At 72.5% G+C, this 26130-nt stretch carries 29 protein-coding genes; 19 read left to right on the forward strand and 10 right to left on the reverse strand.

Annotation, left to right across the window (positions count from 1 at the left end; all coding sequences use genetic code 11):
* Positions 1–45 precede the first annotated feature (45 nt).
* From QQS16_RS04735 to QQS16_RS04755, 5 genes are all read left to right on the forward strand, one after another.
* Positions 46–723: an AIM24 family protein gene (locus QQS16_RS04735; protein WP_286060344.1), complete on the forward strand. Its 678-nt coding sequence runs from the start codon at positions 46–48 to the stop codon at positions 721–723.
* A 186-nt stretch (positions 724–909) separates the two neighbouring features.
* Positions 910–2010 (forward strand): tetratricopeptide repeat protein, encoded by a 1101-nt coding sequence (locus tag QQS16_RS04740; RefSeq protein WP_286060345.1) that lies wholly within the window; start codon positions 910–912, stop codon positions 2008–2010.
* Positions 2007–3032, forward strand: a complete 1026-nt coding sequence (locus tag QQS16_RS04745) for a polyprenyl synthetase family protein (RefSeq protein ID WP_286060346.1) — start codon at positions 2007–2009, stop codon at positions 3030–3032. Before QQS16_RS04740 ends, QQS16_RS04745 begins: the two co-directional genes overlap by 4 nt.
* 224 nt (positions 3033–3256) lie before the next feature.
* The gene (locus QQS16_RS04750; RefSeq protein ID WP_286060347.1) at positions 3257–4897 is read left to right on the forward strand and encodes a serine/threonine protein kinase; all 1641 of its coding nucleotides are present in this window, start codon (positions 3257–3259) and stop codon (positions 4895–4897) included.
* 213 nt (positions 4898–5110) lie between these two features.
* A complete protein-coding gene (locus QQS16_RS04755) occupies positions 5111–6082 on the forward strand; it encodes an LLM class F420-dependent oxidoreductase (protein ID WP_286060348.1) in 972 nt (323 codons plus the stop codon).
* Positions 6083–6121: 39 nt separating this feature from the next.
* Here the strand turns inward: QQS16_RS04755 and QQS16_RS04760 are convergent, their stop codons facing one another.
* Complete coding sequence (locus QQS16_RS04760) at positions 6122–7075, reverse strand: IS481 family transposase (RefSeq protein ID WP_286060349.1); 954 nt, start codon at positions 7073–7075, stop codon at positions 6122–6124.
* A gap of 176 nt (positions 7076–7251) precedes the next feature.
* On the opposite strand from QQS16_RS04760, the gene QQS16_RS04765 reads away from it, so the two are divergent.
* Together QQS16_RS04765 and QQS16_RS04770 are read left to right on the forward strand one after the other, a co-directional pair.
* Entirely contained in the window at positions 7252–8283 is a 1032-nt protein-coding gene (locus QQS16_RS04765; RefSeq protein ID WP_286060350.1) for a hypothetical protein, read from the forward strand.
* Between the two features lie 62 nt (positions 8284–8345).
* Positions 8346–8771: an SsgA family sporulation/cell division regulator gene (locus QQS16_RS04770; RefSeq protein WP_286060351.1), complete on the forward strand. Its 426-nt coding sequence runs from the start codon at positions 8346–8348 to the stop codon at positions 8769–8771.
* Positions 8772–8875: 104 nt separating this feature from the next.
* Here QQS16_RS04770 and QQS16_RS04775 read toward each other — a convergent pair whose 3' ends face one another.
* Entirely contained in the window at positions 8876–9337 is a 462-nt protein-coding gene (locus tag QQS16_RS04775) for a DUF6328 family protein (protein ID WP_286066228.1), read from the reverse strand.
* Positions 9338–9516: 179 nt separating this feature from the next.
* On the opposite strand from QQS16_RS04775, the gene QQS16_RS04780 reads away from it, so the two are divergent.
* The gene (locus QQS16_RS04780) at positions 9517–9942 is read left to right on the forward strand and encodes a hypothetical protein (protein ID WP_286060352.1); all 426 of its coding nucleotides are present in this window, start codon (positions 9517–9519) and stop codon (positions 9940–9942) included.
* A gap of 134 nt (positions 9943–10076) precedes the next feature.
* Complete coding sequence (locus QQS16_RS04785; protein WP_286060353.1) at positions 10077–10424, forward strand: hypothetical protein; 348 nt, start codon at positions 10077–10079, stop codon at positions 10422–10424.
* Positions 10425–10438: 14 nt separating this feature from the next.
* Here the strand turns inward: QQS16_RS04785 and QQS16_RS04790 are convergent, their stop codons facing one another.
* Positions 10439–11422 carry an aldo/keto reductase gene (locus QQS16_RS04790; RefSeq protein WP_286060354.1) on the reverse strand — a complete coding sequence of 328 codons (984 nt, stop codon included), beginning with the start codon at positions 11420–11422 and terminating at the stop codon, positions 10439–10441.
* A 317-nt stretch (positions 11423–11739) separates the two neighbouring features.
* A complete protein-coding gene (locus QQS16_RS04795; RefSeq protein ID WP_286060355.1) occupies positions 11740–12951 on the reverse strand; it encodes an FAD-dependent monooxygenase in 1212 nt (403 codons plus the stop codon).
* Positions 12952–13298: 347 nt separating this feature from the next.
* On the opposite strand from QQS16_RS04795, the gene melC1 reads away from it, so the two are divergent.
* The 3 genes from melC1 to QQS16_RS04810 all read left to right on the forward strand — a co-directional run bounded on the left by melC1 (position 13299) and on the right by QQS16_RS04810 (position 15051).
* Positions 13299–13661 carry an apotyrosinase chaperone MelC1 gene (melC1, locus tag QQS16_RS04800; RefSeq protein ID WP_286060356.1) on the forward strand — a complete coding sequence of 121 codons (363 nt, stop codon included), beginning with the start codon at positions 13299–13301 and terminating at the stop codon, positions 13659–13661.
* A gap of 32 nt (positions 13662–13693) precedes the next feature.
* Positions 13694–14518, forward strand: coding sequence for a tyrosinase MelC2 (gene melC2, locus QQS16_RS04805; protein ID WP_286060357.1), 825 nt, complete (start codon positions 13694–13696; stop codon positions 14516–14518).
* Positions 14519–14598: 80 nt separating this feature from the next.
* The gene (locus tag QQS16_RS04810) at positions 14599–15051 is read left to right on the forward strand and encodes an SRPBCC family protein (RefSeq protein WP_286060358.1); all 453 of its coding nucleotides are present in this window, start codon (positions 14599–14601) and stop codon (positions 15049–15051) included.
* Positions 15052–15061: 10 nt separating this feature from the next.
* Here the strand turns inward: QQS16_RS04810 and QQS16_RS04815 are convergent, their stop codons facing one another.
* Together QQS16_RS04815 and QQS16_RS04820 are read right to left on the reverse strand one after the other, a co-directional pair.
* Positions 15062–15766: a ribonuclease H family protein gene (locus QQS16_RS04815; protein WP_286060359.1), complete on the reverse strand. Its 705-nt coding sequence runs from the start codon at positions 15764–15766 to the stop codon at positions 15062–15064.
* Positions 15767–15797: 31 nt separating this feature from the next.
* The gene (locus QQS16_RS04820; RefSeq protein WP_286060360.1) at positions 15798–16598 is read right to left on the reverse strand and encodes a VOC family protein; all 801 of its coding nucleotides are present in this window, start codon (positions 16596–16598) and stop codon (positions 15798–15800) included.
* A 215-nt stretch (positions 16599–16813) separates the two neighbouring features.
* Here QQS16_RS04820 and QQS16_RS04825 point away from each other — a divergent pair, with 215 nt between their 5' ends.
* Positions 16814–17755, forward strand: a complete 942-nt coding sequence (locus tag QQS16_RS04825) for an SGNH/GDSL hydrolase family protein (protein ID WP_286060361.1) — start codon at positions 16814–16816, stop codon at positions 17753–17755.
* Positions 17752–18156, forward strand: a complete 405-nt coding sequence (locus tag QQS16_RS04830) for a protein kinase family protein (RefSeq protein ID WP_286060362.1) — start codon at positions 17752–17754, stop codon at positions 18154–18156. Before QQS16_RS04825 ends, QQS16_RS04830 begins: the two co-directional genes overlap by 4 nt.
* Here the strand turns inward: QQS16_RS04830 and QQS16_RS04835 are convergent.
* The gene (locus tag QQS16_RS04835; protein WP_286060363.1) at positions 18089–18571 is read right to left on the reverse strand and encodes a VOC family protein; all 483 of its coding nucleotides are present in this window, start codon (positions 18569–18571) and stop codon (positions 18089–18091) included. The genes QQS16_RS04830 and QQS16_RS04835 overlap by 68 nt on opposite strands.
* A 277-nt stretch (positions 18572–18848) precedes the next feature.
* Between QQS16_RS04835 and QQS16_RS04840 the strand changes: the two genes are divergently transcribed.
* Both QQS16_RS04840 and QQS16_RS04845 read left to right on the forward strand, forming a co-directional pair.
* Positions 18849–19502 carry an ATP-dependent Clp protease proteolytic subunit gene (locus tag QQS16_RS04840; RefSeq protein WP_286060364.1) on the forward strand — a complete coding sequence of 218 codons (654 nt, stop codon included), beginning with the start codon at positions 18849–18851 and terminating at the stop codon, positions 19500–19502.
* 1 nt (position 19503) lies between these two features.
* Positions 19504–20106, forward strand: a complete 603-nt coding sequence (locus tag QQS16_RS04845) for a ClpP family protease (protein ID WP_286060365.1) — start codon at positions 19504–19506, stop codon at positions 20104–20106.
* Between the two features lie 48 nt (positions 20107–20154).
* Here the strand turns inward: QQS16_RS04845 and QQS16_RS04850 are convergent, their stop codons facing one another.
* Complete coding sequence (locus QQS16_RS04850) at positions 20155–20613, reverse strand: helix-turn-helix domain-containing protein (RefSeq protein ID WP_286060366.1); 459 nt, start codon at positions 20611–20613, stop codon at positions 20155–20157.
* A 111-nt stretch (positions 20614–20724) separates the two neighbouring features.
* Between QQS16_RS04850 and QQS16_RS04855 the strand changes: the two genes are divergently transcribed.
* Together QQS16_RS04855 and QQS16_RS04860 are read left to right on the forward strand one after the other, a co-directional pair.
* Positions 20725–21498, forward strand: a complete 774-nt coding sequence (locus tag QQS16_RS04855) for a class I SAM-dependent methyltransferase (RefSeq protein ID WP_286066229.1) — start codon at positions 20725–20727, stop codon at positions 21496–21498.
* A gap of 248 nt (positions 21499–21746) precedes the next feature.
* Positions 21747–22637, forward strand: a complete 891-nt coding sequence (locus QQS16_RS04860) for an RNA polymerase sigma factor SigF (RefSeq protein WP_286060367.1) — start codon at positions 21747–21749, stop codon at positions 22635–22637.
* A gap of 110 nt (positions 22638–22747) precedes the next feature.
* On the opposite strand, the gene QQS16_RS04865 is transcribed toward QQS16_RS04860, so the two are convergent.
* Together QQS16_RS04865 and QQS16_RS04870 are read right to left on the reverse strand one after the other, a co-directional pair.
* Positions 22748–23203 carry an ATP-binding protein gene (locus QQS16_RS04865; RefSeq protein WP_286060368.1) on the reverse strand — a complete coding sequence of 152 codons (456 nt, stop codon included), beginning with the start codon at positions 23201–23203 and terminating at the stop codon, positions 22748–22750.
* Positions 23204–23300: 97 nt separating this feature from the next.
* On the reverse strand, positions 23301–24587 hold the full coding sequence (locus QQS16_RS04870) for a DUF6777 domain-containing protein (protein ID WP_286060369.1): 1287 nt from the start codon (positions 24585–24587) through the stop codon (positions 23301–23303).
* A gap of 159 nt (positions 24588–24746) precedes the next feature.
* Between QQS16_RS04870 and QQS16_RS04875 the strand changes: the two genes are divergently transcribed.
* Positions 24747–26024, forward strand: a complete 1278-nt coding sequence (locus QQS16_RS04875; protein WP_286060370.1) for a streptophobe family protein — start codon at positions 24747–24749, stop codon at positions 26022–26024.
* Positions 26025–26130: the final 106 nt, after the last annotated feature.

Raw genomic sequence — 26130 nt, forward strand, 5'->3', positions numbered from 1 at the left:
TCCGCGATCTTGGCAGGACGTGCCCTTCCGCGCCACGATGCGCCTATGAAGGGTGACCTTTTCTCCAGCGAGCACATGGTCCAGCCGGCCGCACAGGCGGGCATGACGGTCGAGAACTCCAAGTGCATCAGGTACACGGTGAACGGCGAGATGCTCGCCCGCCAGGGAGCGATGATCGCCTACCGCGGCAGCCTCCAGTTCGAACGCAAGGGCCAGGGCGTGGGCGGCATGCTCAAGCGCGCGGTCACCGGTGAGGGCCTGCCGCTCATGGCGGTGCGCGGACAGGGCGAGGCCTGGTTCGCGCACGAGGCGCAGAACTGCTTCGTCGTGGAGGTCGACCCGGGCGACGAGTTCACCGTCAACGGCCGCAACGTCCTGTGCTTCGACGCGTCGTTGCAGTACCGGATCGCGACCGTGAAGGGCGCCGGCATCACCGGCGGCGGCCTGTTCAACAGCGTCTTCACGGGACACGGCCGACTGGGCCTGGTGTGCGAGGGAAACCCGCTGGTCATTCCGGTCTCCCCGCAGTACCCGCTGTACGTCGACACGGACGCGATCGTCGGCTGGACGGCGGGCCTGGCGACCTCGCTGCACCGTTCGCAGTCCATCGGGTCGATGCTGCGCGGCGGCTCCGGGGAGGCCGTCCAGCTGATGCTCCAGGGGGAGGGCCACGCCGTCGTCCGGCCGAGCGAGGCGACACCGCAGAAGGCCCAGCAGCACTGAGATCCGCGCGCGGACGTGATCCGCGCCTCACAGGCAACCCCGACGGCTCCGTCGACGTCTTGACCGGCGGACGATGCCCCGGCCCGGTGGGCCGGGGCACGTTTTCGACCCGCTATGCACACCATGTATACACACAGCGTAGACATCGCATGTGGACACGGGGTGCATACCTAACGGAAGGCACGCATGTACGGCAAGGCATTCGCCCCGGAGTACCAGGGAGCCCTCACCACCCTGTCCGTGAACTCCTCACTGACCGACGTACTGGCCGCCGGCACCGAGCAGCTGCGGGCCGCCGAGCGGGCGGGGCGGCACGGGGAGGTGGCACGCTCCGCACTCGCGGTCGCCGAGGCACACCGCAGGCTCGGCCGGATCGAGGAGGCGGACCGGGCCTGGAAGGCGAGCTACCGCGCGGCGCGGACGGCCGGGGACACCGCGGCCATGGCCTGGGCCCTGTGGAGCGGCGGCACCCTGGCCCGGCAGCGCGGCGCGTTCCCGCTGGCCCGGCGCCTGCTGGGGCTGGCGGCCGACCTCGGCGAACGCGGCGGCGATGTCGTGGTCCGCGGCTACTCGCTGGCGGGGCTCGCCGAGACCGGACGGATCCAGGGCGACTACGCGGCGGTCGGCCGGCTGCACGAGCAGCTGCTGGCCGAGGCCCGGCAGCGCGGTGAGGCACGGCACACCGTGTGGGCACTGGAGGGCATCGCGCAGATCCACCGCAACACCGGCTCCTACGACAGGGCGTACGCCCTGTTCGAGGAGGCGGCCCGGACCGCCGCCGACGCCGACGACCGGCGCGGCCACGCCTGGGCGCTGCGCGGGCTCGCCGACGTGGTCTCCGCACGCGACGGGGACACCGGGCGGGCGCTCGGCCTGCTGTCCGAGGCGGAGCGGACGTGCCGCGCGATGAACCTCTCCGGCGCGCTGGCGTACAACCACAAGATGCGCGGCAACGTCCTGTACCGGGCCGGACGGTACGCCGAGGCGCGGGAGGTGTACGAGCGGGCGCTCGCGGAGTTCCGCGCCATGAGCGAACCGAGGGGTGAGGCGCTCGCCCGGCTCGGACTGGCCAAGTCCCGGGCTCGGCTGGGCCACGACCGCGCCGAGACCGCCGCCGAACTGGCCGGCCTGGCCCGCACCGTGGAGCGGCTCGGCCTGCGGCACGCACGGGAGATGGTGGCCCTGGCCCAGGAGGAGTTCGGTGCGGCGGGCGCGTCCGGGCCGGGGACCGGCCCGGACGGGGAGTCACGCACGGAGTCCGGCGCGCGGGCGGAGGCCGTACGGTGACGGCGCTGACGTCGGCCGTCGCCGCACCCGAGCTGCTGGGCCGGTGCCGGGCGTTGGTGCGGCCCGCGCTGGAGGAGGCGGTCGGGCGGCTGCATCCGTGGGTGGGCGAGATGGCCGGGTACGCGTTCGGGTGGTGCGAGGTCGGAGGCACGCCCGTCGAGGCGTCCGGCGGCAAGGGCGTGCGGCAGGCGCTGGCCGTGCTCGGGGCCGAGGCGGCCGGCGCGCCCGGACGGGCCGGGGTGCCCGCGGCGGTCGCGGTGGAACTGGTGCACACCTTCTCCCTGCTGCACGACGACATCATGGACGGCGACGCGGACCGGCGCCGCCGCCCCACCGTGTGGAAGGCGTACGGCACCGGCCCGGCGGTGCTCGCGGGCGACGCCCTGTTCGCGCTGGCCGTCGAGACCCTCGCCGCTTCACCGGCGGGCCCCGAGGCCCTGCGCCTGCTGTCGGGGGCGCTGGGCGACCTGGTGCGCGGCCAGGCGGACGACCTGCTGCTCGCCGCGCGTCCCTGGGCGGGCCCGCACCGGGTGCGGCCCGGCGAGTACCGCACGACGGCCGAGCACAAGACCGGTGCGCTGCTGGGCTGCGCGGCCGCGCTGGGCGCCCTGCTCGGCGGCGCGCCGCCCACGGTGGTCGCCGCCCTCGACCGGGCCGGGCGGCATCTCGGGATCGCGTTCCAGCTGGTCGACGACGTGCTCGGGATCTGGGGCGATCCGGCCGTCACCGGCAAACCCGTCCACGGTGACCTGCGGGAGCGGAAGAAGACATTCCCGGTCCTGGCCGCCCTCGACTCCCGCTCTCCCGCGGCCGGCCGGCTCGCCGCCCTGCTGGCGTCCGGCGAGGAGCCCGCGCGGGCGGCGGCGCTGATCGAGGAGGCGGGCGGCCGGTCGGCGGCGCTGGCCGAGGCGCGGCGGCATCTCGCCGCCGTGGAGGCGGTGCTGGCCGGGGTACCCCTGGAACCGGTGGCGGCGGACAGCCTCCGGTCGCTGCTGGACTTCCTGGTGCGACGCGACCGGTGAGGACGGGCCGGGCCGGGCCGGCGCGGGTGCCCGCGCGGGCCGGGCCGGCGCGGGTGCCCGCCGGCGGGCACCGACTCCGATCGGACGCGCTCATTTCCGCTGAACCGCTGTACAGCAGGCGAACAAAAAGAAAGCGGCATCCTTCAGTTCAAGATTCGTTGAACGGATCCCGTCGTACCCCTCGTACCTCTGGGAAAGGTGAGAGCCAGGGGTTTCAGCGAGGGATGACCATGGTCAAGGCGCACGCGTCCACACACGAGTTGGTCGCCGGACGGTACCGACTCCTGGAGGCCCTCCACCATGAGACCAACCGGGTCTGCTGGTACGGCGAGGACGTCACGACCGGGCGTCCGCGTCTCCTCACCCAGACCGGACTGCCGGCCGACCCCGACGAGGAGAGCCCGCGCCGGGCCACCGCCCGGCTCGTCCGCATGGCCGAGACCATGGGACAGGTGTGTCCCGGCCGGGTCGCGGCGGTTCTCGACGCCGTCGTGGAGTCCGGCACCCTGTGGACCGTCACCGAATGGATCGACGGCACGCCCCTGGGCGAACTCCTCGCCCAGCAGGGCACCTTCAGCTACGTCCGGGCGGCCCGCATCGGCCTGGAGGTGCTCGACGTACTGGAGGCGGCGCACGGTCAGGGCATCACGCACGGCGAGCTCAGTCCCGGCCAGGTGTTCGTGCGGGACCAGGGTTCCGTCGTCCTCACCGGTTTCGGACTGACCGGCGCCACCCTGGCGCCCCGGGTCACCGCGCCGTCGTTCGCCTCCCCCGAACAGGCGCGCGACGAGCGCATCGGACCCGCCGCCGACCTGTGGGCGCTCGGGGCGATCCTGTACACGATGGTCGAGGGCCGCCCGCCGTTCCGTGAGCGGGACCGGCCGGAGGCCACCCTGCGCGGGGTGGACCGGCTGCCGCTGCGCAGCCCCGTGCACGCCGGACCGCTCGCCCAGACCGTGCAGGGGCTGCTGCGCAAGAACTCCCGGGAACGGCTGACCCGCCCGGCGGTCCGCGAGGCGCTCACCCGGGTCCTGAGGGAGGACCCGGGGCAGGCCATGGGCGCGCCGCCCGGGCCCCGGCTGCGCGGTGTCCACACGGCGGGCCCGAGGTGGAGCAGGCGGACCGTGATCGTCGGAACCGCCCTGGCCGTCGTGACGGTGTCCCTCGCCGTCCTCGCCGTGACCGAGCAGCTGCCGGGCACCGGCACCTCGCCGACCGAAGCGGCACCGGGGCCGGGCGCCTCGGCCCCGGCCACCGACAACCGCACCGACGGCCAGGCCTCCCGTCCACCGGGGACGCCGACGCCCACGCCGACCCCGACGGCGACCCCCACGTCATCGCCCACGCCCACCCCGAGCGCCACGCCGACGCGGTCCCCGACCGGCGCCGCGCTGCCCCCCGGCTACCGCGTGTACCGGTCGCCGGAGGGCTTCTCCGTGGCCCTGCCCGACGGCTGGAAGGCGCTGCGCACCACCCGCATGGGCGACCTGGCGTACCGCGTGATCCTCGGCGACGAGGACGACCCGCGCACGCTCGCCGTCACCTACAGCGAACGCGTGGGCCCGGACCCCGTCGCCGTCTGGCGCGACGACGTGGAGCCGGACCTGAAGCAGAGGGTCGGCGACTACCGCCGGATCGGGGAGATCAGCGCGACGACGTACCAAGGACGCGAGGCCGCCGACATGGAGTGGCTCGCCGACGACTCCCGCGGCACCCGCGTGCGCACCTTCGGCCGCGGCTTCCTTATCGGGGAGGGCCGCAGCTACTCGCTGCGCTGGACGACACCGGCGGCGGACTGGGAGGACTCCGCGAACCGGGAGGCACTGGACACCTTCCTGCGGACGTTCAGACAGGCCTCGGACTGAGCCGCGGGGCGCCCGCGTGCGCCGGCGCGCCGTGAAGCTCCGCCGCGGCAGCGAGCGGCTCACCACCAGATGCTGGGGCGTCTTCGGAAAGGCCACGTCGACGACGAGGAGGTCCGCGTCGGCCCGTCCACCGCCGACCGCGACGGGGACCGGCTCCTCGAGACGGCCACGATCGGCCCGTTTTCCCGTCCGCCGACCGGGGACCCGGCCCGCATGGTGCAAATCGGATACACGATGATGACCGAACAGGCGGGCCCCCGTGACCTCGTCGACCACGTGGTCCGGGCGGAGGAGGCGGGCTTCGACTTCTCGGTGACCTCCGACCACTACTTCCCCTGGCTGCGCACACAGGGGCACGCGCCCTACGCGTGGAGCGTCCTGGGCGCCGCCGCCCAGGCGACCTCCCGCATTCCCCTGATGACGTACGTGACGTGTCCGACCTTCCGCTACCACCCGGCGGTGGTGGCGCAGAAGGCGGCGACGATGCAGTTGCTCTCGGAAGGGCGCTTCCGGCTCGGGCTGGGCTCCGGCGAGAACCTCAACGAGCACGTGGTGGGCGGCGGCTGGCCGGCCGCCGACGTACGGCACGAGATGCTCGAGGAGGCCGTGGAGATCATCCGCGCGCTCTTCGAGGGCGGCCATGTGAACCACCGCGGCACGCACTTCGACGTGGAGTCCGCCCGGCTGTGGGATCTGCCGGACCAGCCGCCGCCGATCGGCATCGCGGTCTCCGGCGAGCAGTCCTGCTCCCTCGCGGGCCGGCTGGCCGACCTGGTGATCGCCACCGAGCCCAAGGCGGGGCTCCTGGAGGCCTTCGACCGGCACGGGGGCGAGGGCAAGCCCCGGGTGGGCCAACTGCCGGTGTGCTACGACACCGACCGGGACGCCGCCGTCAAGCGCGCCCACGCGCAGTTCCGCTGGTTCGGCAACGGCTGGAAGGTCAACGCGGAGCTGCCGCACCCGGACTCCTTCGAGGGCGCCACCCAGTTCGTCACGCCCGACGACGTCGCCGAGTCCATCCCGTGCGGGGACGATCCGGAGGCCTTCGTCGAGGCGGTACGGCCGTACGCCGAGGCGGGCTTCACCGAGATCGCCCTGGTGCAGATCGGCGGCGACTCCCAGCCCGCGTTCCTGGACTGGTCGGCGAAGACGCTGCTGCCCGCGCTGCACGACGCCCTCGGCTGAACCCCGCCCGCCGGTGACGGAGCGCCGCCACGGGGTGCCCTAGGTGTACTGACCCGTGAGGTTGGGGACGCGGCTGGCGGGTGGTTGGCCTTTCAGCGCGGTGTGTCCGCGGTGGTGATTGTAGGTGTGCAGCCAGCCGGGGTATGCGTCGCGTCGTTCAGTCTCTGTGCGGTAGGGGCGGGCGTAGGCCCACTCGTCCAGCAGGGTGCGGTTGAAGCGCTCGACCTTGCCGTTCGTCTGCGGCCGGTAGGGGCGGGTTCGCTTGTGGGTGATCCCGGCTGTGGCAAGGGCTTCGCGCCAGTCGCGTGAGCGGTAGCAGGAGCCGTTGTCGGTCAGCACCCGCTGGACGGTGATCCCGGCCTGGGCGAAGAACGTCTGGGCCCGGCCCCAGAAGGCGGTTGCGGTTTCCTTCTTCTCGTCTGCGTGGATCTCGCTGTAGGCGAGGCGGGAGTGATCGTCGACGGCGTTGTGCAGGTAGCTGTAACCGACGCCGGAGCGGGTCTTGCGGCCGGCCTGGCGGCCCAGGGTCTTGTGGCCGCCGCCGTCGGGGATGTTGCCGAGCTTCTTGATGTCCACGTGCACCAACTCGCCCGGCGCTGACCGTTCGTAGCGGCGGATCACCCGCCCGGTAGCGCGGTCGAGATGAGCGAGACGGGCCAGCTTGTAGCGGGCCAGGACCCGGTGCACCGTGGACGGGTTCAACCGCAGCAGGTAGGCGATGCGGGCCGGTCCCCAGCGGCGCAGAACGCGGACCTTGATGATCCGCCGCTCGATGCGGGTCGGCATCCGGCGCGGGCTGGTGCGCGGGCGGCTGGAGCGGTCGCTCATGCCTGCCTCACCGGATCGACGGTAGCGGTCGGCCCACCGCTGGGCGGTGGTCGGCGAGACCTGGAAGCGTTCGGCGGCCCTGCGCAGGGTCCAGCCGTCCTCGACCACGCAGCGGGCCAGACGCAGACGGCCGGTCTCGGTCAGGGGTGCATTACGGTGGGGCACGAGGGCCTTTCTGTCGGTGTAGACGTCGCAATCCACACCGAACCGGAAGGCCCTCACTCATTTCAAGATCCCTCAGCCGAGATCTGGCTCCCTCGTCCACAACCTCCCGGGACAGAACACCTAGGCTTCCGAGCTGCACACGCGCAGTTCGACCAGCCTGTCCAGGAGATGTACCCGTGACCCTAGCGATCGTCCCGTCCGAGACGTCCCCCGTGCCCCTGTCCGACCTGGTGGCGCGGGACGCTCGCGAGTTCGGCGTCCACGCGCGCACCGGAGGCTGGGCCTTCGGCCTGATGGTGGCGCGCAGCGTCCGGCCCGGCGGCCAGAGTGCCGGCGAGTCGCCGAAGGTCTCGGCGAAGGAGTTCGCCGAGCTGGCCGGGTGCTCGCCCGAGCGGGTCATGCGCTACTACAAGGCCTGGGACCGGGCCGCCGACGACGGTCTCGTCCCGCACCTCGAGGCGCTGGCGCCCGGGCAGGAGGTGGAGCTGCCGGACGCCGACGTGTGGCTGGGCTACTACGTCTCCCGCAACAGCGCCACGTCCGAGCGCGGCACCGCCATCACGGAGGCGGCCGAGGCGGAGGGCATCCGCCCGACCAAGGCGCTGGAGGTCGCCGAGAACCCGACCGCGCTGCGCGCCGCGATCCTCGCCGACCCCGCCACCGCCCAGGCGGCCCGCCAGGCCCTCCTGGACCGGGTGCGCGAGGATCCGGAACTCCAGGCCGAGCTGGCCCGGGACGTCGTGCGCACCGACGATCTGAAGAAGGCCGTCGCCAGCGAGAACCGGTCGGCGGACCGGATCGGGTACGTCCGTCAGATCGCCGAGTCGGGCCAGGTCAAGACGCCGGCCGGGCAGACCGTCGAGGCGCCCGCCGACCTCCGCGAGGAGGCCGAGCGACACCTGTCGCTCCTCGACGAGCTGGAGGAGGGCGAGGACACCGGCGAGTGGGCGACCGAGGCGTTCAGCACGATGAAGTCGCTCGTGGCCGAGGCCGTGGAGGCCGATCCCGACCTGCGCGTGCGGGAACGGCGGACGAAGTTCTACTCCAGCCTGCAGAAGGCCACCAAGGCGTTCGAGGAACTCACCTTCGACGACGCCCAGGAGTTCTACGAGGACGACATGGTCCAGCAACTGGAGGAACTCCAGCACGCCATCGCCACCTGCATCACGGCGCTGCGCGGAACGCGCGGGATTCACCCGGAGGGCTGAGCATCTTGCGCGCGACGGGGGTAGTAGAGGTCTCTACGACTGTTCTGCCCGGAGGCCCTCTAGTGAACTCGTTCGTGCACAAGACTCTCGTCGTGCAGCTCCAGGCGGGCGCGACGGAGCGCTGCCCGGTCCTCGCCCACCTCAGTTACGACGCGTCGGACCCGTTCGCCGTCACCGTGGTCTTCAGCCATGACGGCCGGGTGCTCGCGCGGTGGAGGCTGGACCGGGAGATGCTCACGGACGGGCTGCGGCGCCCGGTCGGGGTGGGGGACGTGCGGATGCGGCCGCTGTCGACCGGCCTGTGGGAGGAGCTGCGGATGGAGTTCATCGGCGACGCCCGCCCCGACGGAAGCCGCCAGCGGGCCGTGGTCTTCGCCTGGGCACCGGCGCTCGCGACCTTCCTGCGGGAGACGCGCGAGATCGTGGCGCCGGGCCGGGAAGAGGTCCGGATCGACGACTTCCTCCAGGAGGTCATCGCCGGGAGTTGAAGCGGGATGCGCTCACCGCGCGGCACGCGCGCGGTGAGCGCCGGGACCCGCGCGGGAGGTACCGCTGCCGGCCGCTCACGGCCGGCAGCCCGACGCTCCCCGGGTCACTCCGTCGAGTGACGGCGGGCCAGCAGCGGTACGACGAACCAGCACAGCAGGTACCAGGCGACCACTCCGCCGACCAGCCAGGGCACGTACCCGTCGTGCGTGGCGACCCTGAGGATCAGCAGCAGCGCCGAGGTCATCGTGGCGAGCAGCAGCACCAGGCCGACGAAGGTCAGCCGGGAGGCCCACACGACCGCGTGGGGCTTGACCCGCAGACCGGACACCAGGCGGTGCAGCGACACCGGACCGATCAGCGCACCCGTGGCACAGGCACCCAGAACCACCGTCACGATGTAGATGGCCTTGTCCGTGTCCGCCAGATCCACGTACTTCGGTGTGAACACGACGGTGAGCAGGAAGCCGAACAGGATCTGCACACCCGTCTGGGCGACTCTGACCTCCTGGATGAGCTCCGCCCACTTGCGGTCGGCTCTCTCGTCCTCGGTCTCGTTGCGTCCCATGTCGTTCTTGCCTGCGTCGCTTCCGGTGGCCGACAAGCTTCCTCCTCATCTTGTTCGAATCTGTTGGTTCGTCTGCACCGTGTTCCCTGTTTCATGCTTCCTTGACCGCCGTTGACGTTGACGGAAACAGGGGGTGACGGAACGTGTTTGCGACGCAGTCGAACGGCAAGGCGGATCCCATGACGGATTCGGACAAGGAAACGACCAAGAAGACAGCAGCCGCCTCCGCCGCCTCCAAGGCGCGGCAGAACACGGACAAGGCGACGGCACCGGCCACGAACACCGCCCGGGCGGCCGCGGCGAAGACCGACGAGGCGGCCTCGGCCGCCAAGACGGGCGCCCAGCGGGCGGCCGACGCGACGAGCACGGCCGCGCAGACCGCGGTCAAGAGCGTGGAGGTGGGACGGCAGGCGATCGTCTCGGCCTCGGGGCAGGTCGCGGCCGGCGCGAAGACGGCGTGGGTGGTGCTCAACAACCGCAAGCTCGTCGCCGCGGGCCTCGGAGCGGGGCTGACCGCGCTGAGCGCCGCGTCCTTCGTGGCGGGCCGCCGTACGGAGCGCCACACCCACGGGCCCGTGACCCGGCTGACCGGCGGCCGCATCTAGAGGGACGCACCGGCCGGCCGGGCGGCTGTTTCAGCGATCACCGGACGGTTACACGGACGCGAGACGGATGGCGTGACGGCTGCGGCCGTCACGCCCCGTTCCCGATGTCATCCACCCGAGGAGTCCCGTTGACCATGTCCGACACCGAGCTCACTGTCACACTCAGCGGCGGCAGCGCCGCCGACGCCCTGGTGGTCGTACGGACCCTGGAGCCCGTCTTCGGCGCTCCGGACGAGCTGCCCTCCGACGAGCACGCCACCGTTCACACGGCCACCTTCGCCGGCGACACCTCCGCGCAGTCGTCCCGCACGTCGCAGGACGAGGCCGGCCGACTGTCGGCGCCGGTCACCGTCACGGTGCAGGGCACGCCGGAGAGCGTCGAGAAGGCCAGCGACGCCCTGTCCCGTGCCTTCTCCGCGGACGACGAGGGGGCCGCCTCCGGCGACCAGGAGCAGGAGCGCCAGCTGGTCCTGCGGCCCTGACCGGGCCTGGCGCGCTACCAGCGGCCTTCGACCTGGTCCTTGATCCGCCGGTCGTAGAGGTCGCGGATCGCGGTGAGCGTCTCCTCGGGCAGCGGCGGCAGCTTGGCGGCGGCCGCGTTGGCGCGCGCCTGCTCGGGCGAGCGGGCACCGGGGATCACGGTGGTCACACCGGGCTGCTCGATGATCCAGCGCAGCGCCAGCTGGGCCGACGTGTACCCCTGAGGGGCGAGCGCGGCGAACTCGGCCGCGGCCTCGACGCCGGTCACGTAGTCCACGCCGGAGAACGTCTCACCCACGTCGAAGGACTCGCCGTGCCGGTTGAAGGCGCGGTGGTCGTTCTCCGGGAAGACGGTGTCCTTCGTGTACTTGCCCGTCAGCAGTCCCGAGGCGAGCGGGACACGGGCGATGATGCCGACGCCGGCCTCCCGGGCCGCGGGCAGCACCTCGCGCAGCGGCTTCATCCGGAACGGGTTGAGGATGATCTGCACGCTCGCCACGCCCGGCCGAGCGATCGCGGTCAGCGCCTCCTGGCAGGTCTCCACACTGACGCCGTAGGCGGCGACGCGCTCCTCCTCGACCAGGGTGTCGAGGGCGTCGAAGACCTCGTCCGTGGAGTACACGGGCGTCGGCGGGCAGTGCAGCTGGACCAGGTCGACACGGTCGACCCCGAGGTTGCGCCGCGAACGGTCGTTCCAGGCGCGGAAGTTGTCCAGGACGTAGTTCTCCGGGATCTGGTCGACCCGGCGTCCCATCTTCGTGGCGACCAGCACATGCAGATCGGGCCGGCCGCTCAGGAAGGCGGCGATGGTCTGCTCGCTGCGCCCGTCGCCGTACACGTCGGCCGTGTCGAAGAAGGTGACCCCGGCCTCGGCCGCGGCCTCCAGCACCGCCAGGGCCTCCTTGTCGTCGACGTCTCCCCAGTCGGCCCCCAGTTGCCAGGTGCCGAGACCGACGACGGATGCGTGCTGGTCTGATCTACCGAATGTGCGCTCGTCCATGGCGTCAGTCTGTCATTCGGCACACTGCCGCAGGGACGCGGACGCTCCGGCCTGTCACCTGGGCGTCGTTCGCCCGTACGGGCGAGGGGGCGATCGCGCGCGAGGCAAGCGAGCGTCGACGGGCGCCCAGCGTGAGGCCGTGACCGAGTGTCTCGTGAGCGACCCGGAACCGGCCGGCCCGTCCTGGACCCGTCGCGGGTTCCCGCGGTCCGCCGCCGCCCTGGCCGCCGTACCCGTCGACGACGGCGGATCCGGCGGAAGCCGCGGGGACGGTCCGCCGCCGGACGCCTGTCGCGCTGACCGCGGGCCGCGCGGGGCTACTCGCGGGACGCCAGCGTCCTGGCGTGCACGGTCCGCGCCACCTTCGGTCCCAGCCAGCGCTTGAACCGGCGCAGCGCCTCCAGTTGTCCGGCGGCCCGGTCCAGCCGGTAGTACAGCTGGGGTGGGACGTGCGGCAGCAGCGGCGAGTGGCGCTGGCCGAGCAGGGCGAACATGTGGTCCGGGGGCAGGCGCATGTAGCGCGGCAGGTTCTCGTACCACTGGGCGCTGTAGCGGGCCGCGCTCTGGAGGGCGAGCAGGGCCTGCTTGCGCTCCCGCTCGTAGTGGGTGAGCGCCTGCGGGAGCGGGGTGTGTTCGCGCAGGGCACCGGCCAGGGCGATGGCGTCCTCCAGGGCGAGGGTGGTGCCGGCGCCGACGGAGTAGTGCGTGGTGTGGGCGGCGTCGCCGAGCAGGACCAGGTTGCCGTGGTGCCAGGTGCGGTTGGTGAGGGTGCGGAAGGTGAGCCACTGGGCGCCGCCCTGGTCGGGGGAGCGGCCGATCAGGGCGTGTCCGTCCAGCACGTCGGCGAACAGCTTCTCCAGGAGCGCCAGTCCGTCGGCCTCGTTCGTCCGGTCGAAGCCGAGGCCGGTCCAGGTCTCCGGGGCGCACTCGACGACACAGGTGCTGCGTCCGGGGCCGTAGCCATAGCCGTAGCACCAGATCCAGCCGTGGTCGGTCTCGACGAACGCGAAGGTGAACGCGTCGAAGACCTTGTCGGTGCCGAGCCAGATGTAGCGGTTGCGGCCGGTCGTGATCCGCTCGCCGAAGTGTCCGGCGTGGCGGGTGCGCAGCGCGCTGCGCACGCCGTCGGCCGCCACGACGAGGTCGGCCGCGGGGAGGCCGCGGTCGGTGATCTCCCGCTCGTACTCCAGCCGTACGCCGAGCGAGCGGGCCCGCGCGGCGAGGATCTCCAGCAGGCGGTGCCGGCCGATGCCGAAGGCCTCGTCGCCCGGGTGCCGGGTGGCCGTGCCCCGCACGTGGGCGACGCCCTCGCTCCAGCGCACCGAGTGCTCCTCGACGGCACGGGCCGACTCGGGGTCGTGCGCGTGCAGTCGGTCGAGCAGTCCGCGCCAGTAGGTCACGCCCCAGCCGTAGGTCGAGCCCTCCGGGTCGCGTTCGTGGACGGTGATGTCATGGGACGGGTCCTGCCGCTTCAGCAGGATCGACAGATACAGCCCCGCGGGCCCGCCACCGACACAGGCGACCTTCACACGCACCCCTGATGATTACTAGAAGCGTCCGACTGGCAACGCACAGTAGCAGTCGGGGAAAGTCCCGCCGGGCTTCCCGTTCACGCCACTTTCCCCGGGTGGTGCAGGTCACCGGCCACCCACCCACCCGACAAAGATCATCCGAAACACCGTCACCAGGAGGAGGAATTCTCCCGTCCGGGTCGCCGCACGCCTCCGCACAGCAAGATCAACTTCGTTCAACCTTGTATGACATGACGGTAATTGTCCGGATCGCAGCCAACCGCTCACCGGCGATTTCTCCCGGTCTCGACCGGGCGGATAGGCATGCGGGGTCATCCACCCCGAACGGACCCAGGAGGTCCTTCATGCCCGAACTCAGCCGACGCCGCGCGCTCACCGTCCCGGTCGCCCTCGCCACGGCGGCCGTCGTCCCGGCGGTCGCCGCCGCGGGCTCGTCCGCCGCCGACCACCACCACGGCTCCCCCGCGTCCTTCGACGAGGTCTACCAGGGCCGCCGCATACAGGGCCGGCCGGTCTCCGGGGGCCACCACGGCACCGGATACGCCGTGTTCGTCGACGGCGCGGAACTGCACGTGATGCGCAACGCCGACGGCAGCTGGATCAGCGTCGTCAGCCACTACGAACCGGTGCCCACCCCGCGCGCTGCCGCGCGGGCCGCGGTCGACGACCTCCGGGGCGCCGCGCTCGTCCCGTTCCCCGCCAACTGACCAGCCCCGTACGTCCCTTGGGAGACCCGCACATGACCGTCCGCAAGAACCAGGCGAACCTGACCGCCGACGAGAAGCGCCGCTTCGTCACCGCGGTCCTGGAGCTCAAGCGCAGTGGCCGTTACGACCCGTTCGTCACCACCCACAACGCCTTCATCATCGGGGACACCGACACGGGTGAACGCACCGGCCACCGTTCGCCCTCCTTCCTGCCCTGGCACCGCAGATTCCTCCTGGAGTTCGAGAGGGCCCTGCAGTCGGTGGACGCGTCGGTCGCCCTGCCGTACTGGGACTGGAGCACCGACCGCTCGACGCGGTCCTCGCTGTGGGCGCCCGACTTCCTCGGCGGCACCGGACGCAGCCGGGACGGCCAGGTGACGGACGGACCGTTCGCCGCCGCCACCGGGAACTGGCCCATCCGCGTACGCGTCGACGGACGGACGTATCTGCGGCGCGCCCTCGGAGCCGGCGTGCGGGAACTGCCGACCCGGGCCGAGGTCGACGCGGTGCTCTCCATACCGGCGTACGACATGGCCCCGTGGAACAGCGCCTCGGACGGTTTCCGCAATCACCTGGAGGGCTGGCGGGGCGTGAACCTGCACAACCGGGTCCATGTCTGGGTCGGCGGGCAGATGGCCACCGGGGTCTCCCCCAACGACCCGGTGTTCTGGCTGCACCACGCCTACTGCGACAAGCTGTGGACCGAGTGGCAGCGGCGGCACCCCGGCTCCGGATACCTCCCGGCCGCCGGGACGCCGGACGTGGTCGACCTGGACGAGACGATGCGGCCCTGGCACGACACCCGCCCCGCCGATCTGCTGGACCACACACCCCACTACACCTTCGACACCGAGTGACGATCGCCGGATCGCGGTTTACCCCGCAGGTCACGGGTACCCGCGCCGGACAGACGACGAGACGAAGGAGGCGATGATCTGTGTCGCAGGTCGAGGAATCCATCGAGGTCGGCGTCCCCGTGCACACGGCGTACAACCAGTGGACGCAGTTCGAGACCTTCCCCGAGTTCATGAGCGGGGTGGAGCGCATCGAGCAGCGCACGGACACGCTGACGCACTGGGTGACCAGCGTCAACGGAGTGCACCGGGAGTTCGACGCGGAGATCACCGAACAGATCCCGGACGAGCGGGTCGCGTGGACGACGGTCGGCGGCGAGGCCAAGCAGGCCGGCGCGGTGACCTTCCACCGGCTGGACGACCAGCACACCAAGGTGATGCTCCAGTTGGACTTCCATCCGGACAGCCTCACCGAGAAGGTCGGCGACAAGCTGGGGTTCGTGAAGCGGCAGACCAAGGGCGACCTGGAGCGCTTCAAGGAGTTCATCGAGGAGCGTGGCCGGGAGACCGGGGAGTGGCGCGGCGCGGTCCTGTGACCGCGGCAGGCTATCCGGCGGCGGCCGTACGGCACTCCGGATGGCCCCAGCCCTGATCGTTCTTGGCAATGGGTTCCCCGGCCGCGTACGGGCGTCCACAGACGCAGCGGCCGGGGAACTTCGCCTTGATGGTCCGCGCGGAGCCGCCGCTCCCGCCGGAGGCCTTGGCCCCGCCCGACCGCTTGCGCGGCGTGCGGGGCGCGGGCGTGTCCGGTGCGGGCGGCGGCTCCGGCGAGCCGAGGCCGCTGCCCGCGGGCTCCTGCACGATCGCGGCCTGGCTCGCGGCGCGGTCCGCGAAGTCGTTGAGCGGGTCGCCGTCCACCTGGTGGGCGGGCACGTAACGGAACTCCACCGAGCGGCCGGCGAGCAGTTCGTCGATGCGGACGACGAGGTCCTGGTTGGCGACCGGCTTGCCCCCGGAGGTCTTCCAGCCGTTGCGCTTCCAGCCGGGCAGCCAGGTGGTGACGGCCTTCATCGCGTACTGGGAGTCCATCCGGATCTCCAGCGGCACGTCCGGCGCGGTCGACGCCAGCAGCCGCTCCAGCGCGGTCAGTTCGGCCACGTTGTTGGTGGCCGTACCGAGCGGCCCCGCCTCCCACCGGGCCGGGCTCTCCGCCTCGTCGGCGACGACCCAGGCCCAGCCGGCCGGCCCGGGGTTTCCCTTCGAAGCGCCGTCGCACGCGGCCACCACACGTTCACGCATGCGCTCGATCATGCCATGGCCGCGCGGGGTGTCCGGCCGGGGTTCAGGTGACGTCCGAGACCTGCGGCATCTCTCCCTCGGTCGTCGTGACGTCGATCACCGAGAAGCTCGCGCACTGCGGGTCGCTGAGGGCGGCGGAGCGGCCGAACGGGGTGTCCATCGGCCCGAACCGCAGGACGCCGCCGAGTTCGGTGGCGCGGGCGACGGCGTCGTCGCAGTCCGTGACGGTGAAGTAGACATTGACGTACGGCGGCACCTCGGGCGGGAACTCGTCCGTCATCTTCATGCGGCCGAGGACGGTGTCACCGTCGACCTCGTACAGCCGGAAGTCGACCGCGTCGTCCTGCATCTGCTTCGTGGTGTAGCCGAAGACCGCCGGGAAGAAGGTGTCCGACCTCTCGGGCTCGCGGGTGAAGACCTCGGCCCAGCAGAACGCGCCGGCCTGCTCGGGCGGCGCCTCGAACCCCTCGTGGACGCCCGCCTGCCACACGCCGAAGACGACCCCGCTCGGATCACGGGCCAGGCACATGGTGCCGAAGTCGCCGACCTGCATCGGTTCCATCACCACCTCGCCGCCGTTCTCACGAATCCTTCCGGCGGTGGCCGCGGCGTCCGCGGACGCCAGGTACAGGCACCACTGCGACGATCCCTCTTGCCCGGGCATCGGCGGTACGACGGCGGCGACCGCCTTCCCGTCGGCGTAGGCCTGCGTGTAGTTCCCGTACTCCGACGACGACTCGCCGAAGGTCCAGCCCAGGACGCCGCCGTAGAAGGTCTTGGCTCCCTCGACGTCGCTGAACATCGCGTCGGCCCAACAGGGTGTTCCCTCAGGTCGTACGGCCATGGCTGCGGCCCTCTCCCGGTCGGTGAATAGTCCGGTTCCTCACGCTATCCACCCGCTCGTCCGCCCGCTCGCCGAACGGGGACCCCTCCTCCGCCCTCGGCCCGACGGGGCCCGTGCGGCCGGAAGAGCGTCGACACGGCAGCCGTGGGTCTTCCGCCTCGCGCCCGGCTGTGCTTGCCTGGGGCCGTTTCGGTCGCCGGGGCGGGAGTGGTCGCATGCGCAGGGCGCGGATCGTGGGAATGCTGCTCGCCGGGCTGCTGCTGGGCGCGTGCACGGACCCGGCGTCGGACCCGGAGGCCCCGCCCCCCTCCCCGGACGTGGCGGGTGCGTCGGACACGACCGAGAACGGGAGGCCGGCCGCCACCCGGCGGGCCTCCCCGCCGGCCACCGCGCGCCCCGGCGGGCCGCCACCCAGCGTGCTGTACCTGGGCGACTCGCTGGCGACGGAGAGCCAGCAGGTGCTCGGGCAGGAGTTACGGCGGGACCTCGGCGCCCGGTACACCAGCGCTCCCTACTCCGGGACCACGGTGTGCGACTACCTGGAGGGCACCGGGGCGCGCTCCCTGGTGCCGGACCGGGACAAGGCGGCCGCCCTGGTCCGCTCGCTGCGTCCGGACATCGTGGTCCTGCAGTTCTGGGGCAACGCGTGGGACTACACCTGGTGCATGGACGGCATCACGTACACGGACTCCCGCAGCGAGTACGTCACGCGGTACGCCGCCGACGTGAAGCGGCTCACCGAGCAGATCGCCGCGGCGGGCGGAGCGAAGCGTCCGCGGATCGTGTGGGTGTCACAGGGCCCGGATCCGATCACCCCCGACCGGGTCCGGCGGGTGAACGAGCTCTACCAGCGGCAGGCGTCGGCCTCCGGTGACCTGGTCGCCGACGCGGGGAAGACCGTGAGCCCCGCCGGAGCCCGCCAGACCTGGGTCCAGTACCTGCCGTGCACCGCCCACGAGCGCGACCACCCCGAGTACTGCACCCAGCCGGACCGCGGCCGCACCGCCCTGCACCTCGACAAGGACCCCCTGCACTTCTGTCTGGCACCGACCACGCCCACGCCCCGGCCCTGCCCGGTCCGCTCCCCCGGCATCCTGCGCATCGCCCGCGAGATCACCCGGGTCGTCGAGGAGCGGGCCGTCGGCGACGGGCCATGACCGACGGCGTGCCGCTCGCCCGGGGCGGTCCCGGCGCGGGGTTCCCGTGGCCGTGGTCGGTGTACCGGTGGCTGGACGGTCGTCATCCGGTCGTCGACGCCCTGGAGGAACCGGGGCTGCTCGCCGAGCACATCGCGGCGTTCGTCGGCACCCTGCGCCGGGATCCGCTGGGCGCGCTGTCGATCGCGCTCGTCGCGCTGCCGTACTGGCACACCGATCCGCCGGTCGCCGAGGCGCCCCGGCACGTGATCGCGGAGATCCTGGCCGAGGCGGGACAGCCCGGGGACCGGCCGGGGTCCGGTGCCGGATCGTGGCCGTCCCCGTGCCGCGGCGTCACCCACCCGCGGCCGCCTCCTCCACGGCGGCGATGTCGATCTTTCCCATGGTCAGCATGGCCTTGACCGCGCGGCCGGCCTTCTCCTCGTCCGGGTCGGAGATCAGCTCGATCAGACGGTCGGGGACGACCTGCCAGGAGACGCCGTACTTGTCCTTCAGCCAGCCGCACGGGCCGGGCTCGCCGCCGCCCTCGGTGAGCCTGGTCCAGTAGTGGTCGACCTCGTCCTGGTCCGCGCAGGAGATCTGGAAGGAGACCGCCTCGGTGAACCTGAACTGCGGGCCGCCGTTCAGCGCGACGAACTTCTGGCCGTTGGCCGTGAAGTCCACGGTCAGTACGGAGCCGGCGGGGCCGGGGCCGGCCTCGGTGTGCCGGACGACCTTGCCGATGCCGGAGTTCTCGAAGACCGACACGTAGTAGTGGGCGGCCTCCTCGGCCTGGCCGTCGAACCAGAGGCACGTGGTGAATCCGTCGGTGGTCATGAGTCCTCCTGCGGGCGGGCATCGAACGCTGTCATCCGTGTCGACCGCTCGGCACCGCCGAACTCATCGGTCGGCCGTCCGCCGGTCCCCGTGGCCGAGCCGGGCGGGCGCGCGTCGCGGGCGGCCGGGCTCGCCGGGCGTCGCTCTGCCCTCGGCGAATCTGCGGCGGGCAGAGAAATCCCCGGCGGGCCCCGGCCCCGGCCCACAGTGGAGATCACCGCGACGCGCACCGCGTCCCGGTCGGACTCGTCCGCTCGACGAAGACCAAGGAGTGCCGATGTCTCCATTCACCGCCGGTCCGGGACCGGCCCTGCTGCCTCGCGCCGAGGAGGGCGACACCCCCGCGACGCGGTTCGACGACCATCTGGCCGCCCAGTTGCTCGGGCAGCGGATCGTCCTGCTGGGCACACAGGTCGACGAGGTCTCCGCCAACCGGGTCTGCGCCCAGTTGCTGATCCTGTCCGCGGAGGACGCGCGCACCGACATCAGCCTGTACATCAACAGCCCGGGCGGTTCGGTGCACGCGGGCCTCGCGATCTACGACACGATGCGGCTGATCCCGAACGACGTGTCCACGCTCGCCATGGGGTTCGCCGCGAGCATGGGCCAGTTCCTGCTCAGCGTCGGCACGCCCGGCAAGCGCTACGCGCTGCCCAACGCCCGGATCATGATGCACCAGCCGTCGGCGGGCATCGGCGGCACCACCGCGGACATCGAGATCCAGGCGGAGAACCTGGAGCAGCTGAAGCGGAGCATCGAGCGGATCACCGCGGAGCACACCGGCCAGAGCCCGGAGACCATCTCCCGGGACGGTGACCGCGACCGCTGGTTCACCGCCGAGGAGGCCAGGGAGTACGGCATGGTGGACCGGGTCGTCGAGGCGCTGACCGACGTCCGCCCGGCCGCCTCGAAGCGACGGATGGGGCTCTGACATGGGGACGTACACGATTCCGAACGTGGTCGAGCGGACCGCGCAGGGCGAACGGTCCTACGACGTGTTCAGCCGGCTGCTGTCCGAGCGGATCATCTTCCTCGGCACCGAGATCGACGACGGCGTGGCGAACGTCGTCATCGCGCAACTCCTGCACCTGGAGTCGGCGGCCCCCGAGAACGAGATCGCGATCTACATCAACTCGCCCGGGGGTTCCTTCACTTCGCTGATGGCGATCTACGACACGATGACGTTCGTGCAGGCGCCCATCTCCACCGTCTGCGTGGGCCAGGCGGCCTCCACGGCGGCCGTGCTGCTGGCCGGCGGCGACCCCGGGCACCGCGTCGTGCTGGAGCACGCGCGCGTGCTGCTCGGGCAGCCGGCCAGCGGCGGACAGCGGGGCACGGTCTCCGATCTCGCGCTCCAGGCCAAGGAGATGGTGCGCATCCGCGCCCAGGTGGAGGAGGTGCTGGCGCGGCACACGCATCACGACGTGGCGACCCTGCGCGCGGACATGGACCGCGACAAGGTGTTCACCGCCGAGGAGGCGGTGGCGTACGGGCTGGCGGACGAGGTGCTGAGCCGGCGCCTCGTGACGGTCTGAGGCGCCGGCCGGCCGGTTCCCCCGCGGTCCCTCGTGCGGCCGCTCCGGTCAGGCGGCCAGGCAGAGCCCGTTGTACGGCGCCGTGGAGCGGCCCCGGCTCCGGCCGGCCTGGGACTGGGACTGGCGGATGAGTTCGCCCTGCGCCAGCGACAGCAGGTCGCCGAGGCCCAGGCCGAGGGCGTGGGCGGCGGCCGCGAGGACCTCGGAGGACGCCTCCTTGCGGCCCCGCTCGACCTCGGAGAGGTACGGCATGGAGATCCGGGCCGCGTCCGCGACGTCCTTGAGCGTGCGGTCCTGGGCGAGGCGTTCGCGGCGCAGGGCGTCGCCGACCAGGTCGCGCCAGAGGGGCTCCTTCGGCGCGCGGCGTTCCAGGGGAGCGGGGGCCGGCGGCCCCTGGCGGGGCGGGGAGGACGCGGTGCGTTCGGACACTGGGCGGGCGGTCCCCGGGCGCCCGGCGGGCGGGCGCAGGGGGATGACGCGGGCTTGGTTCGGCGCTTGGTTGCTCACCTCTTCAGACTAGGATTCCTGAGCTCCAGGGGAAGAGGCCGGCATTCCGCCCTGGGTGGAATCAGGACGGCGACCGGGGTCGGGATCAGGGCCGCGAGGGCTGGGGACAGCATCATGCGCGAGACGTTCGACGAGGTCGCGGAGTTGTACGACCGCGTGCGGCCCCGCTACCCGCGCGCCCTGGTCGAGGAGTTGGCGCGCGTCGCGGACCTCGGGCCGCACCGCCGGGTGCTGGAGGTGGCCCCCGGCACGGGGCAGCTCACCGCTCCGCTGGCCGCGTTCGGCTGCCGGATCACCGCCGTGGAACTGGGTCCCGCGTTGGCGGACGTGGCCCGGCGGCGGCTGCGGGAGTTTCCCCATGTGTCCGTGGAGACGGCGGACTTCGAGCGCTGGCCGCTGCCGCGCGAGCCGTTCGACCTGGTGGTGTGCGCGACCGCGTTCCACTGGCTGGACCCGGCCGTGCGGGTGGTGAGGACGGCGGACGCGCTGCGCCCGGGCGGCCGGTTCGCGCGCGTCACCACCGAGCACGTGGCGGGCGGCAGCATCGACTTCTTCGCCCGGGCCCAGCGCTGCTACGAGCGCTGGGATCCGGCCACGCCGCCCGGGCTGCGGCTGGAGGACGCGTCCGTCGTCGCCACGGACACCGGCGAGTTGGAGCGCTCGGGACGGTTCGAGCACGTGGTGGTGACCCGGTACACCCAGGACATCACCTACTCCGCCGACCAGTACATCGACGTACTGCTGACCTATTCGGGCCACCGGGCGCTCGGCGAGACCGCCCGGCGCGGCCTGCTGAGCTGCGTCCGGGAGCTGATCGAGACGCGGCACGGCGGCAGCGTCACCAAGCGCTACCTCCACGAACTGATCATCGCCACCAGGGTGTGAGCCGCGGACACCGTCCCACGCGGCGGCGGTGCGGGCCGCCGATTTTCCGCCACCCGGCCACGGCGCGGGCATGTGCCGTCACACCCCGGGTATGCGCATGCCGGAACCACCTGAAACAGTTGTTTTGCGCAACGGCGTGCATACGTCGGCGCGATCGGGGTACCCGCAGGCCGCGAGGCCCGAATCAGGGCCCGGAACACCCCAGGCCGAGAGGCAGACGTCGAGCCGTGACTTTCGTGGGAGAGGTAATGGACACCGCCGTGATCCGGTCGGAGGGACAGGTCGGGACGCAGACCGCCGGGGTCAGGACGACGGGTGACGGACCGCTGCCTGGAGTCGAGGACCCGCGGACCGTGGCCCCGCGCGACGCGCGGGAGCTGTCCCGCCAGTTCTTCAGGCGCCTGACGGAGCTCGAAGAGGGCACGCACGAGTACCAGTACGCGCGCAACACCCTCATCGAGATGAACATGTCCCTCGTGCGCTTCGCGGCCGGCCGGTTCCGGGGCCGCGGCGACGACATGGAGGACATCGTCCAGACCGGGATGATCGGCCTGATCAAGGCCATCGACCGCTTCGAGCTGGCCCGCGAGGTCGAGTTCACCTCGTTCGCGCTGCCGTACATCGTCGGCGAGATCAAGCGGTTCTTCCGTGACACCACCTGGGCCGTGCACGTGCCGCGACGGCTGCAGGAGCTGCGCGTGGAACTCGCCAAGGCCCGGGAGGAGCTCGCCAGCCGCCTGGACCGCGACCCGACCGTGGCCGAGCTCGCCACGCTGATGAACATCTCGGAGAGCGAGGTCGTCGAGGCCCAGATCGCCTCCAACGGCTACAACTCCTCCTCGCTGGACGCCGCGCTCACCGGTGACGGCCCCGAGGGCGGCGAGGCGGTCCTCGCCGACTTCATCGGCGTCGAGGAGGACGGGCTGCGGCTCGTGGAGGACTTCCAGTCCCTCGCCCCGCTCATGGCCGAGCTGAGTGAACGCGACCGGCAGATCATCCACATGCGGTTCGTGGAGGAGGCCACCCAGGCGGAGATCGGCGAGCGTCTCGGCTGCTCGCAGATGCACGTGTCCCGTCTGATCAAGCGGATCATCACCCGCCTGCGCCAGGGCATGCTGGGCGAACTCGGCTGCGCCTGACCTGACCGGAAGCACCACCGGGCTCCGGAGAACGAACGGGTGCCGCCCCACGGATGTCGGGGGTGGCACCCGTGGCAGGTACGGGGGCGTGGCTCAGCAGGCGGGGCGTGTCACTGCGGGCTGAGGCTGACGACGGCGCGTACGCGCTTGCCCACCGGGACCCGTTCAACGGCGATCTCCGCGGCCACCGCGTGCACGATCTCCAGTCCGTGCCGGCCGATGCGCTCGGGGTCCTTCGGGAACCGCCGGGGCAGGGCGACGCTGCTGTCGTAGACGACCACCGCCACCGACGTGCCCGTACCCTCCAGCTCCAGGATGTACGGGCCCTTGCTGTGCCGGTCGGCGTTGGTGACCAGCTCGCTCACCACCAGCAGCACCTCACCCTCGGTGCGACGCCCCACGTCGGCGCACCACTCCTTCCTGAGCTGCTCCAGGAAGTTGGCCGTGAAGGCCCGCGCATCGGCTATGCATCCCGGTTCGCCGGTGTAGTGTGCCGCCCGCCGTAGCGGTTCCACGGGCACGTCGAAACCAGTCGGTATCACTGCCCCGTCCAGGTGCTCGATCATGCGTTTCTCTCTCGGAAGCCGGACTGGCCGGACGCTGCTGCACCAGTGCTCGTACCCCGAGCCGGGCGTCGCAGTCCCCGCGTGCCCGTAATGGCGCTTACGCCGGGTCGCCGGTGAGGGTCGTGCTCGGCACGAGGGGCATGGTCGCCGTGCCGGAGGAGGGCGGGAGCTGGGGAGCGGAGGAGGGGGACGACGGCGGCTCGCTGGTCGGGGGCTCGGAGGCGGGCGGCTCCGAAGCGGGCGGCTCGGAGGCGGGCGGCTCGGAGGCGGGCGGTTCGGAGTCCGACCGGTCGGCGGGCGGCTCGGAGGAGGACTCCTCGGCATCCTCGGGCGGGGAGGACGGGTCGTCGGACGTCGGCGGGCAAGGGCTCGCCGGACCGATGGGGGTGCCCGGTGCGGCGCTGGACTTGGACACGCAGGGCGACGGAGAACCGGGCGGGACCGGCGTGACCACACTCACCGAGGGTGTGGGCTGGCGGGCGGGCGGCTTGGTCTTCTTGTCCTTCTGCCCGGTGTCCCCGCGGTGGCGGGCGACCCAGTCGTCGTGGTCGGGGTCGTAGAGCACGAAGACGTCGACCACCTGCGGCGCGGGCGTGACGACGACCACGTTCGACGGGTGGTACGACGGCCAGGAGTCGCCGGTGTGCCGGGGCGTGGTCTGCTGGGCGATGGGCGTGGTGAGCGGGTTGCCGCAGGCGCAGCGCACGCGGGGCACGCCCCGGCCGTCCACGAGGACGGCGGTGCCGGTCTGGAGAACGGCCTGGTAGGCGGTGGCGTTCCCGTCGCGGTAGCCGTGGTTGGTGACGCGGGTGTCCATGCGCAGCTGGACGGGCGTGAGGGAGCGGAGATAGCCGGGGACCTCGGAGGGGCCGACGCCGGCGACCGAGGCGAACGCCCTGTTCTTCGCCGGGTCCGCCTCCAGGGCCGTGACCTGCTGCTCCACGTCGCAGCTGGAGACCTTGCGGGTGCCGCCGTAGAGGCCGGGCGCACCGCCCTCGACGCCCCGCACCGCGTTCGGCGGGGCGGACACGGCGGAGGGGGAGGTGGGGACCGGCGGAGCGGAACTGTCCTCGGCCGTCGACTCCGTGAACGGGTCGGGGCCGGTCTTGCCGGCGGCCTGGAGGAAGACCTCGCCGCCCTGGGCCGAGCCGCCGCCGCCGGAGCGGGTGAAGACGACCGCGAGGACCACGGCGGCCACCACGACCGTCGCGAGCACGGCGACGCGGGGCACCGAGCGCCACCAGGGCCCACGGGGTTCCGGGGCGTGCGCTCCGTCGCTGCCCGGGGGCTGCGACGGGGGGCCCGACGGGGGCTGCGAGGGACCCGACAGCGGACCGGAGGGCGGTCCTGTGGGCCGGCCGGAGGACGGTGGTTCGACGCTCACGAGCCCTTCTTCCCGACGCGGGACTCAGCGGCTTTCGTCACGTTGTGCCGCTTGTTTCCGCTCTGTTCCATTGTGTGCTCCGCTGGCGTGCCGCCCGCAAGCCGACGCGGACGGCCCTCCCGGCGGGCGCCCCGTCCCACGGCTGCTTAGCGTGGCAGCGTGAGTCAGCGAACCCCCCTCGACCAGGCAGTCGTCGCCCGCCACGGCTGGGTGCAGGCAGTGGCCACGGTGCTGGTCACGCTGCTGGTGATGGGGGTGGTCGCCGCGCTGGGACTGTGGGCGGCCGGTGCCGCCGACCTCCCGGACAACGCGTTCCCCCGGGTGGTCGTCGCGACCGTCGTGACGGCCGTCGGCGGCACGATCGAGCTGTCCGGGAGCGCCGGCGCGCTCGCCGACACCCGGGCGGGGCTCACCGTGATCCCGCTGTCCGTCACGCTCGCGGGCGCGCTGGTGCTCGGCGCGGGCTTCCTGCGTCCGCTGCGGCACCGGGCGGTCGCCGGAGCGCGGGAGCTGGCCGGCTGGGCCGCCAGGATCGCCGCGCTGTGGCTGCTCGCGCTGCTCGTGTCGGCCTACGCCGCCCGCCAGACCTTCTCGATCTCCCTGGACGACACGCTCGGCGACGTCGGTGACCTGTTCGGCGTCGCACCGAAGGTGGGCTTCACCACGGACGTGCCGCTGACCCTCGTCTTCGGCCTGCTGTGGCTGGCCGGTGTGCTGGTGCTGGCGCTGCTGGTGTCGCGCGGCGCCGCTCTGCCGCCCCGGCTGCTGCGCTTCCAGGAGTCGGTGCGGCCGGCCGCGTACGCCATGGTCGTGCTGCTGCTCTCGTCCGTGGCCCTCGGCGTCGTCGTCGGGCTCGTCGTCGCGGCGACCCGGGGCCACGCGGCGCAGACGTTCGCGCTGATCCTGCTGGGCATGCCGAACCTGGTCTGGCTCACGTTCACCGTCGGTCTCGGCGCCACCTGGAACGGCCGGGTGGAGGGACCCTTCGGGCTGCCGATGCCGCAGGTGCTCGACGAGGTGCTGCGCGGCCGGGACACCGCGGCGCTGAACCTGGGCACGATCGCCGAGCACGACGGCAGGGTGTGGTTGCTGGTGGTCGTGGACGCGGTGTTGCTGCTGGCCGCCGCGTTCGTGATGGCGGCCCGTTCGCCGGCCCGCACCCGTGCCTGGCAGCACGCCCTGCACATGGCGGTCGCCCTCGCGCTGACGGTGCTCATGATCTGCCTCGTCGGCCGGATCTCCGCCCGCTACGGCCTGTCCGTGCTGGGCATCGGCGACCTGGGCGGCGGCCTCGCCGGCGAGCTGTTCCTGCGGCCCGAGCTGGGGGCGGCGCTCGGACTGGCGGTGCTGTGGGGGCTGGTCACCGGCTTCCTCGGCGCCCTGCTGGCCCGACCGGTCCGGCGGCGGGGCGTGGCCGGGCAGGACGGAGCACCGTGACGGCGGGCCCCGCGGGTCGGGGGTCATGGTGGACGGCTCGCACGGGTCCGTGAGTCAAGCGGACCCGTGTACGGGTCGCCGACGGCCGGCGCCTCGCGCCACACCG

This window comes from Streptomyces sp. ALI-76-A (assembly GCF_030287445.1).
Lineage (GTDB): Bacteria > Actinomycetota > Actinomycetes > Streptomycetales > Streptomycetaceae > Streptomyces.

What these genes read in the sequence shown, in the direction of transcription:
- QQS16_RS04735 (WP_286060344.1), top strand. Translation starts at nt 46, where the DNA reads ATGAAGGGTGACCTTTTCTCCAGCGAGCACATGGTCCAGCCGGCCGCA.
- QQS16_RS04740 (WP_286060345.1), top strand. Translation starts at nt 910, where the DNA reads ATGTACGGCAAGGCATTCGCCCCGGAGTACCAGGGAGCCCTCACCACC.
- QQS16_RS04750 (WP_286060347.1), top strand. Translation starts at nt 3,257, where the DNA reads ATGACCATGGTCAAGGCGCACGCGTCCACACACGAGTTGGTCGCCGGA.
- QQS16_RS04755 (WP_286060348.1), top strand. Translation starts at nt 5,111, where the DNA reads ATGGTGCAAATCGGATACACGATGATGACCGAACAGGCGGGCCCCCGT.
- QQS16_RS04775 (WP_286066228.1), bottom strand. Translation starts at nt 9,337, where the DNA reads ATGGGACGCAACGAGACCGAGGACGAGAGAGCCGACCGCAAGTGGGCG.
- QQS16_RS04780 (WP_286060352.1), top strand. Translation starts at nt 9,517, where the DNA reads ATGACGGATTCGGACAAGGAAACGACCAAGAAGACAGCAGCCGCCTCC.
- QQS16_RS04785 (WP_286060353.1), top strand. Translation starts at nt 10,077, where the DNA reads ATGTCCGACACCGAGCTCACTGTCACACTCAGCGGCGGCAGCGCCGCC.
- QQS16_RS04790 (WP_286060354.1), bottom strand. Translation starts at nt 11,422, where the DNA reads ATGGACGAGCGCACATTCGGTAGATCAGACCAGCACGCATCCGTCGTC.
- melC1 (WP_286060356.1), top strand. Translation starts at nt 13,299, where the DNA reads ATGCCCGAACTCAGCCGACGCCGCGCGCTCACCGTCCCGGTCGCCCTC.
- melC2 (WP_286060357.1), top strand. Translation starts at nt 13,694, where the DNA reads ATGACCGTCCGCAAGAACCAGGCGAACCTGACCGCCGACGAGAAGCGC.
- QQS16_RS04815 (WP_286060359.1), bottom strand. Translation starts at nt 15,766, where the DNA reads ATGATCGAGCGCATGCGTGAACGTGTGGTGGCCGCGTGCGACGGCGCT.
- QQS16_RS04820 (WP_286060360.1), bottom strand. Translation starts at nt 16,598, where the DNA reads ATGGCCGTACGACCTGAGGGAACACCCTGTTGGGCCGACGCGATGTTC.
- QQS16_RS04825 (WP_286060361.1), top strand. Translation starts at nt 16,814, where the DNA reads ATGCGCAGGGCGCGGATCGTGGGAATGCTGCTCGCCGGGCTGCTGCTG.
- QQS16_RS04830 (WP_286060362.1), top strand. Translation starts at nt 17,752, where the DNA reads ATGACCGACGGCGTGCCGCTCGCCCGGGGCGGTCCCGGCGCGGGGTTC.
- QQS16_RS04835 (WP_286060363.1), bottom strand. Translation starts at nt 18,571, where the DNA reads ATGACCACCGACGGATTCACCACGTGCCTCTGGTTCGACGGCCAGGCC.
- QQS16_RS04840 (WP_286060364.1), top strand. Translation starts at nt 18,849, where the DNA reads ATGTCTCCATTCACCGCCGGTCCGGGACCGGCCCTGCTGCCTCGCGCC.
- QQS16_RS04845 (WP_286060365.1), top strand. Translation starts at nt 19,504, where the DNA reads ATGGGGACGTACACGATTCCGAACGTGGTCGAGCGGACCGCGCAGGGC.
- QQS16_RS04860 (WP_286060367.1), top strand. Translation starts at nt 21,747, where the DNA reads ATGGACACCGCCGTGATCCGGTCGGAGGGACAGGTCGGGACGCAGACC.
- QQS16_RS04865 (WP_286060368.1), bottom strand. Translation starts at nt 23,203, where the DNA reads ATGATCGAGCACCTGGACGGGGCAGTGATACCGACTGGTTTCGACGTG.